The sequence below is a fragment of the Bacillus sp. F9_6S_D1_P_5 genome (genome assembly GCF_054823925.1).
Genome location: NZ_JBTREW010000005.1, coordinates 245,011 through 252,938, shown reverse-complemented (window position 1 = coordinate 252,938; position 7,928 = coordinate 245,011). Strand labels below are relative to the sequence as shown.

Here is a 7,928-nt window from a genome sequence, read left to right as displayed (position 1 = left end):
GAAGGCAGCCGCCGCGGCGAAAGCAAAAGCGGCAGCGTTAGCGAAGCAAAAAAGAGAAGGAATAGAAGAAGTAACGGAAGAAGAAAAGGCAAAAGCGAAGGCGAAGGCAGCCGCCGCGGCAAAAGCAAAGGCAGCGGCATTAGCGAAGCAAAAAAGAGAAGGAACAGAGGAAGTAACGGAAGAGGAAAAGGCAAAAGCGAAGGCGAAGGCAGCCGCCGCGGCGAAAGCAAAAGCGGCAGCGTTAGCGAAGCAAAAAAGAGAAGGAATAGAAGAAGTAACGGAAGAAGAAAAGGCAAAAGAGAAGGCGAAGGCAGCCGCCGCGGCGAAAGCAAAAGCGGCAGCGTTAGCGAAGCAAAAAAGAGAAGGAATAGAAGAAGTAACGGAAGAGGAAAAGGCAAAAGCAAAGGCAGCGGCATTAGCGAAGCAAAAAAGAGAAGGAACCGAAGAAGTAACGGAAGAGGACAATGCTACGGCGAAAGCAAAGGCCGTGGCGGCAGCGAAGGCAAAAGCAGCGGCGCTAGCGAAGCAGAAGGCCTCGCAAGGTGATGGGGATTCGGGAGATGAAAAGGCGAAGGCAATTGCAGCAGCGAAAGCAAAAGCGGCTGCGGCTGCAAGGGCGAAGACAAAGGGCGCTGAAGGTAAGAAGGAAGAGGAGCCGAAGCCGGAAGAGCCATCTGTGAATGAACCGTATTTAAATCAGTATGTTGAAGTTATTAAGGGAAAAGTAGGAGAGGATACATTAGTAGATTCCTATATTAATAAACTTTCAAAAGATGTGCCAACTCTTGTGGTCGAGACCTCCAAATATTATGAAGTAATGGAGTTATTGCGATTCCATGAGGGACTTGCATTTGATTATATGTCAGAGCTACACGCGACGGATTTTGTGACACATATGGAAGTGTATGTTCATTTATTTTCATATGGAAAGAAACAGTCAGTAGCGGTGAAGGTGAAGCTGGATAGGGAAGAACCGCAAGTAGAATCGGTGACAGCGCTTTGGAAAGGAGCGGACTGGCCAGAGCGGGAAGCGTATGATTTGCTTGGTATTGTATTTAAGGGGCATCCAAATTTGTCACGTATTTTAATGCCAGATGATTGGATAGGATATCCGCTTAGAAAAGATTATGAACCGTATGATGTGGAGGTGTAGCTAAATGATCCGTACGGAAGAAATGCTTTTGAATGTAGGTCCTCAGCATCCGAGTACGCACGGTGTGTTCAGGCTTGTTATTAAGATTGACGGAGAAATTATTAAAGAAGCTACACCGGTTATTGGATATTTGCATCGCGGGACCGAAAAGATTGCGGAGAGTTTACAGTATACGCAAATTATCCCTTATACAGATCGAATGGACTATTTATCGGCTATGACGAATAATTATGTCATTTGCCACGCTGTAGAGACGATGATGGGGCTTGAAATCCCGGAGCGAGCCGAATACTTGCGAGTGCTTGCAATGGAGCTTGGAAGGATTGCGAGCCACCTCGTTTGGTGGGGGACAAATCTTCTTGATATAGGAGCGGTCAGTCCATTTTTGTACGCATTTCGTGAGCGAGAGATGATTATTAATTTGTTAAATGAATTATGCGGCGCCCGGCTTACTTTTAACTATATGAGAGTCGGCGGTGTAAAGTGGGATGCGCCGGACGGTTGGATTGAAAAAGTGGAAGAGTTTGTTCCGTATATGAGAGAGCAATTGGCAGGTTACCATGATCTCGTTAGTGGTAATGAGATTTTCTTAAATCGTGTAAAAGGCGTTGGTATATATAGCGAGGAAGATGCGATTTCGTATTCTTTAAGCGGAGCGAATTTACGATGCACCGGAGTAAACTGGGATCTTCGCAAAGATGAACCGTACTCTATTTATGATCGTTTTGATTTCGATATTCCTGTTGGGAGTGTGGGGGACGCCTGGGATCGCTACGTTTGCCGTATGCAAGAGATTGAGGAGTCATTAAAAATTGTTGAGCAAGCTGTCCAGCAGTTTCCAAAAGAAGGAGCAGTACTTGCGAAAGTGCCGAAGATTATTAAGGCGCCTAAAGGGGAAGCATTCGTCCGTATAGAATCGCCGCGCGGAGAGATTGGTTGCTATATTGCTAGTGACGGAAAGAAAGAGCCGTACCGTTTGAAGTTTCGTAGGCCGTCTTTTTACAATTTGCAAATTTTACCGAAGTTATTGAAAGGTGAAAATATCGCCAATTTAATTACGATTTTAGGTGGAGTTGATATTGTACTTGGGGAGGTTGATGGCTAATGATTGAAACGCTCTTACAATCACCTTCAAGCTGGACGAATTTCTTCATTTTTTTCGGATTAGCGGTACTCCTATTATTTGCAGTCCTTGGCTTCGTTACATATGGTATTTTGGCAGAACGGAAAGTGATGGGTTTTATGCAAGGGCGGATTGGACCAAACCAAGTTGGGGGCCGATTTGGTCTGCTGCAAACAGTAGCCGATGTCCTAAAACTATTACTGAAAGAAGATAGTATTCCGAAGGCGGCAGATAAACCGTTGTTTATATTAGCGCCTGTCATTGCATTTGCACCAGCATTTATGGTGCTTGCAGTCATCCCGTTTACTGATAAATTTCAGTTTGCGGATATAGGCGTAGGCTTACTGTATTACATTGCTGTTTCTGGCATTACGACAATTGGTGTTGTGACCGGAGGATGGGCATCGAATAATAAATATTCCCTTTTAGGAGGGATGCGTGCGGCGGCGCAAATGATTTCTTATGAAGTTCCGCTCGTAATGAGTGTAATCGGCGTCGTTTTGTTAGCTGGTAGCCTAAATTTAAATGAAATTGTAGCAGCGCAGGAGAATGTTTGGTACATTTTCGTGCAGCCAATCGGTTTCGTCGTGTTTTTAATCGCAGCGGTAGCGGAGTTAAATAGGACGCCGTTTGATTTACCAGAAGCCGAGTCGGAGCTTGTTTCTGGATATCATACGGAATACTCAGGGTTTCGCTGGGCGTTTTTCATGCTTTCAGAGTACGTATATTTCTTCGGAATGGCATCTTTAATTACAGTGCTCTTTTTAGGCGGATGGAATCCAGTCATGTTCCTTGGATTTATCCCCGGAGCTGTATGGTTTGCTTTGAAATTTAGCAGTGTAGTCTTTCTATTAATTTGGTTCCGCGTTACGTTCCCGCGTATAAGAGGTGACCAGTTAATGGAGTTTGGCTGGAAAGTATTATTGCCAATTGCACTTGCGAATATTTTCTTAACGGCATTGATTAAGGAGTTATTCTTCTAATCTATGAGGGGGGTGCCAGTAAGAGATGAAAGGACTATTTAAAGGATTAAAATATACATTAAGCAATTTGAGTAAGAAGAAGGTGACGTATGATTATCCAAATCAACCGTTGCCGCTGCCAGATCGCTTTCGAGGGATTCAAAAATTTTATCCGGAAAAATGTATTGTTTGTAATCAGTGCTCCAACATTTGCCCGACAGACTGTATTCAATTAACGGGGAAAAAACATCCCGATCCTACGAAAAAAGGAAAAATTATCGACACGTACGATATTAATTTTGAAATTTGCATTCTTTGTGATTTATGTACAGAAGTTTGTCCGACAGAGGCGATTGTTATGACAAATAACTTTGAGCTCGCGGAATATTCACGTGATGATTTATTTAAAAATTTGCAGTGGCTTGACGAAAACGACGAAAACGTCAGGAAGGAGAATAAAGCATGAATGGCGAGTTTGTAGCATTCTTCATACTATCCTTGTCTGCAATTATCGGCGGCGTTCTTATGTTGAACTTAACGAAAGTCATGCATATGATGCTAGCTCTCGTTCTAACATTTCTCAGCATTGCAGGTTTGTACTTTCTTTTATCGGCCGAATTTATCGGAGTTGCGCAAATTTTACTTTACTCTGGTGCGATCACAATTATTATGATTTTTGGCATTATGTTAACGAAACATAATGCGGAAAATGAATCGCGTCTTACTCTTCGAAAATGGATTATCTTCTTTGCGGTTGTAGCATTTGGGGCAGTTATGTATTTCGCTGTTAACAATATTGATTTTGCAAATGAAAGCACACAAGGAAGTTTACCTCTCCATGAAAAAAACACACTTCAAATCGGTACACTTCTCTATTCAGAATATATTATTCCATTTGAGTTAACATCAGTAATTTTACTTGTAGCACTTGTTGGCGCGATTATTCTTGCGAAGAAGGATGAGAAAGAGGAGGATTCCAATGAGTAGCGTTCCTGCTTCTGCATATTTAACACTTGCGATTATTTTGTTTTGCATCGGTTTGTTTGGAGCTTTAACGAAGCGAAATACAGTGATTGTATTAGTTTGTATTGAATTAATGCTGAACGCAGCTAATTTAAATTTAGTAGCGTTTAGTAAATTAGGTTTGTTTCCAAATTTAACAGGGCAAATTTTCTCTCTGTTTACGATGGCTGTAGCGGCAGCGGAGGCGGCGGTAGGACTCGCCATTTTAATTGCTTTGTATCGTAATCGTACGACGGTTCATGTAGATGAAATGGATACGCTCAAAGGATAACATTGTGACCGAAAAGGGGGAAGGAAACAATGATCGATTATGCATGGCTCATACCGCTTTTCCCGCTTGTTTCGTTTTTGTTATTACTTATATTCGGGAAGAAAATTAGAGAAGGAAGCAGTGTACTTAGTATTTTCTTCGTCTTTCTCTCCTTTATATTTGCGGTACTTGTATTAATAGAACGGTTTTCAGAAGCAAGCGTGAAGCATAAGTGGGTATGGCTTAGGGCTGGAGATATTGATATATCATTTGGCTTTGAGGTGACTGCATTAGGGGCTTTAATGTTGTTTATCGTTACACTTGTGAGTTTACTTGTACATGTGTATTCGAAAGGTTATATGAAAGGTGAGGAAAGATTACCAACCTTTTATGCTTATTTAGGGCTCTTTACATTTGCGATGCTCGGGCTCGTTTTATCACCGAATTTATTACAGCTTTATATATTTTGGGAGTTAGTAGGCCTTGGTTCATTTTTACTCATCGGTTTTTATTTCTTTAAAGAAGAAGCGAAGGCTGCTGCGAAGAAGGCTTTTATTATGACTCGTATTGGAGATGTCGGTTTATTTATTGGGATGATCTTAATTTTCTGGCATGCAGGTAGTTTTGAATATGATGCAATTTTTAGAGCGATTCACACTGGGGATCTTACCCCTACGATGATTACAATAACAGCGATATTAATTTTTATCGGTGCAATGGGGAAATCAGGTCAGTTCCCGCTTCATACGTGGTTACCAGATGCAATGGAAGGGCCGACGCCTGTTTCGGCACTTATTCATGCGGCGACAATGGTCGCAGCTGGTGTATATTTAGTGGCGACGATGTTTCCGCTATTTTCAGCAAGTGCGGTGGCGATGCAGACGGTGGCAATCGTTGGAGCCTTCACTGCAATATTTGCGGCTTCCATCGGTCTTGTACAAACGGATATAAAGAGAGTGCTCGCTTATTCTACAGTTAGCCAGCTCGGGTATATGATGCTCGCGCTAGGATCTGCTGGTTATGTAGCTGGTGTTTTCCATTTAACGACACATGCCTTTTTTAAAGCGCTACTATTTTTGGCGGCAGGAAGTGTTATTCATGCAGTGCATACGCAAAACATTAATAAAATGGGCGGCTTACAGAAGAAGATGAAAGTAACGGGTGCACTATTTTTAATCGGTACGCTTGCAATTAGTGGTGTGCCACTCCTTTCGGGTTTCTTTAGTAAAGATGAAATTCTAGCGGCGACTTGGATGAACGGCAATTATGTTTTATTCATCTTAGCAGTAATTGCAGCATTCTTAACAGCATTCTACATGTTCCGGTTATACTTCCTCGTCTTTACTGGGGAAGCGAAGACGAAGGAAGATGTGCATGAATCGCCCCGCATTATGACGCATCCGATGATTGTCCTTGGCGTTCTTGCAGTAGTGGCTGGTTATATAAATACACCATGGTTTGGGACATTTCTCGGGGATTGGCTTACGAAAGATGTGGCATTTAAAGCGCGAGAAGCACACGGACCGTTTTGGATTATGATTGTTGCGACGCTCGTTTCATTTGCAGGGATTGCTCTCGCATACTTCATATATGGCAAGAAATCTATTGCTAGAGATTGGGCTGGGGGTGAGGAAGCGCCTCACTATAACCTTTTGAAAGAAAAATATTATGTGGATGAACTATACAATATGACGGTGCTTCCTATTACGAAAGGAATCGCTCATGTGCTTCGCTTGTTTGAGGTGTATGTAGTCGAAGGAATTGCCGTTTTAATAGGGAGTCTAGTTAAAGGGATAAGCGGACTGGGGTCTAGACTTCAAAACGGAAATGTACAAGTGTACGGGACTGTAACAGTTGTCTCGCTTGCGGTACTCGTCATTATTTTGCTCTATACGGGAGGGGATTTACGATGAATGATTTGTTATTAACATTCTTCATTTTTTCCCCGCTTTTAGGAATTCTCTTACTTGCATTAACACCGAAAAAAGAATTGCGTACAGTGCGAGCGCTCGGTTTGTTTGGAACGGTGCTTCCATTTGGAATCGCTATTGTCCTCGCTTGTACATACGCTTCTGGAAAGAGTTTGTCGCTATTTGATGAAAAAGTGAAATGGATTAAATTTGGAGATTTTTCAGCGGTGGATAAAAGGTGGTTTTCCATTTATTACGAGCTTGGTATTGATGGTTTATCACTCGTTATGATGGTGCTGACGGCCCTTCTAGCGATGCTTGCAGCAATTGCCGCATTTACGATTAAAAGGAATTTGAAAGCATTTTATATGCTGTTACTCATGTTAGAAATAGGGATGCTCGGCGTCTTCGCTGCTCAAAATTTAATGTTGTTCTTTATCTTCTTTGAAATTACATTGCCACCAATGTTTTTATTAATTGGGAAGTGGGGGAAATTGTCGAGTGAAAAGGCTGCTTATAGTTATTTAATATATAACGGTATCGGCTCCGCTATTTTGCTCATCGTTTTCTCGGTTTTATTTGCGAAAACAGGTACAACGAATATGACAGAGCTTAAAGAAATATTAACGAGTGTAGGTGCTGGGGGAGGAACGGCTGTCTCAAGTAGCTTACAGTTCAGCTTGTTTCTTAGCATAATGATCGCTTTTGCGATTAAATTACCTGTTTTCCCGCTACATCGCTGGATGGTCAATGTACATATTGAAGCACATCCGGCTGTAGTTATGCTTCATGCAGGTGTTTTACTGAAGATTGGAGCATACGGTATGATTCGCTTCGGACAGGGGTTATTCCCAGAATACTTTCGAGAGTTTGCAACGCTCATTGCGATTTTAGGAGTCATTAATTTATTGTACGGAGCCTTCTTAGCGCTTATCCAAACGGACTTCAGGAAGGTACTTGCTTACTCTAGTATTTCGCATATGGGCATTGTATTAATGGGGCTTGCGGCGTTAAATGCACCAGGTACACAAGGGGCACTATTTCAAGTTGTGTCGCACGGTTTAATTGCGGCCTTACTCTTCTTCTTACTTGGCGTTATAGAACAGCGTTTTGGGACGTCGGATATTACAGCACTTGGCGGACTCGCAAAAAGTGTACCCGTACTTAGCGGATTTTTCTTAGCGGGAGGAATGGCATCGCTTGGATTGCCGGGCATGTCTGGATTTGTTAGTGAGTTTCTTGCCTTTCTCGGTTTATTCCAAGGAGAGCCGGTCATTGCTGCAGTCGGTGTACTTGGCATCATTTTAACCGCTGTATACGTATTAAGGGCAACACTGCAAGTAACATTTGGTAAGAAAGAGTGGGAAGCGAAAGCTGATATACATGGATGGGAGTATGTCCCTATATTGCTGCTTATCTTCTGCATTATTGCAATTGGAGTAATGCCAGAAATACTAGGGGATCCGCTTCAAAATACATTGAAAACATTGGGGGTGAAGTAGGATGG

Annotated in this window: 8 protein-coding genes; all 8 read left to right on the top strand. The window is 42.4% G+C overall.

Translation table 11 applies throughout. The annotated features are described in order from the left end of the window. Positions 1-1,153 (top strand): NADH-quinone oxidoreductase subunit C (locus ACUXEY_RS09065; RefSeq protein ID WP_461300526.1); only part of this gene is annotated, 1,153 nt, incomplete at its 5' end. Positions 1,154-1,157: 4 nt separating this feature from the next. Next, a complete protein-coding gene (nuoD, locus tag ACUXEY_RS09060; protein WP_000621449.1) occupies positions 1,158-2,258 on the top strand; it encodes an NADH-quinone oxidoreductase subunit NuoD in 1,101 nt (366 codons plus the stop codon). Further along, a complete protein-coding gene (gene nuoH, locus ACUXEY_RS09055; RefSeq protein ID WP_461300525.1) occupies positions 2,258-3,259 on the top strand; it encodes an NADH-quinone oxidoreductase subunit NuoH in 1,002 nt (333 codons plus the stop codon). Before nuoD ends, nuoH begins: the two co-directional genes overlap by 1 nt. Positions 3,260-3,284: 25 nt before the next feature. Next, the gene (gene nuoI, locus ACUXEY_RS09050; RefSeq protein ID WP_000677191.1) at positions 3,285-3,704 is read left to right on the top strand and encodes an NADH-quinone oxidoreductase subunit NuoI; all 420 of its coding nucleotides are present in this window, start codon (positions 3,285-3,287) and stop codon (positions 3,702-3,704) included. Further along, entirely contained in the window at positions 3,701-4,225 is a 525-nt protein-coding gene (locus ACUXEY_RS09045) for an NADH-quinone oxidoreductase subunit J (RefSeq protein ID WP_048528054.1), read from the top strand. The genes nuoI and ACUXEY_RS09045 overlap by 4 nt, the downstream gene beginning before the upstream one ends. After that, positions 4,218-4,532 carry an NADH-quinone oxidoreductase subunit NuoK gene (gene nuoK, locus ACUXEY_RS09040; protein WP_000100078.1) on the top strand — a complete coding sequence of 105 codons (315 nt, stop codon included), beginning with the start codon at positions 4,218-4,220 and terminating at the stop codon, positions 4,530-4,532. The genes ACUXEY_RS09045 and nuoK overlap by 8 nt, the downstream gene beginning before the upstream one ends. A 29-nt stretch (positions 4,533-4,561) precedes the next feature. After that, a complete protein-coding gene (nuoL, locus tag ACUXEY_RS09035; protein ID WP_461300524.1) occupies positions 4,562-6,424 on the top strand; it encodes an NADH-quinone oxidoreductase subunit L in 1,863 nt (620 codons plus the stop codon). After that, positions 6,421-7,923 (top strand): NADH-quinone oxidoreductase subunit M, encoded by a 1,503-nt coding sequence (locus tag ACUXEY_RS09030; RefSeq protein ID WP_461300523.1) that lies wholly within the window; start codon positions 6,421-6,423, stop codon positions 7,921-7,923. Before nuoL ends, ACUXEY_RS09030 begins: the two co-directional genes overlap by 4 nt. The last annotated feature ends 5 nt before the right edge of the window (positions 7,924-7,928 follow it).

What these genes read in the sequence shown, in the direction of transcription:
- nuoL (WP_461300524.1), top strand. Translation starts at nt 4,562, where the DNA reads ATGATCGATTATGCATGGCTCATACCGCTTTTCCCGCTTGTTTCGTTT.
- nuoH (WP_461300525.1), top strand. Translation starts at nt 2,258, where the DNA reads ATGATTGAAACGCTCTTACAATCACCTTCAAGCTGGACGAATTTCTTC.
- nuoK (WP_000100078.1), top strand. Translation starts at nt 4,218, where the DNA reads ATGAGTAGCGTTCCTGCTTCTGCATATTTAACACTTGCGATTATTTTG.
- ACUXEY_RS09045 (WP_048528054.1), top strand. Translation starts at nt 3,701, where the DNA reads ATGAATGGCGAGTTTGTAGCATTCTTCATACTATCCTTGTCTGCAATT.
- nuoD (WP_000621449.1), top strand. Translation starts at nt 1,158, where the DNA reads ATGATCCGTACGGAAGAAATGCTTTTGAATGTAGGTCCTCAGCATCCG.
- ACUXEY_RS09030 (WP_461300523.1), top strand. Translation starts at nt 6,421, where the DNA reads ATGAATGATTTGTTATTAACATTCTTCATTTTTTCCCCGCTTTTAGGA.
- nuoI (WP_000677191.1), top strand. Translation starts at nt 3,285, where the DNA reads ATGAAAGGACTATTTAAAGGATTAAAATATACATTAAGCAATTTGAGT.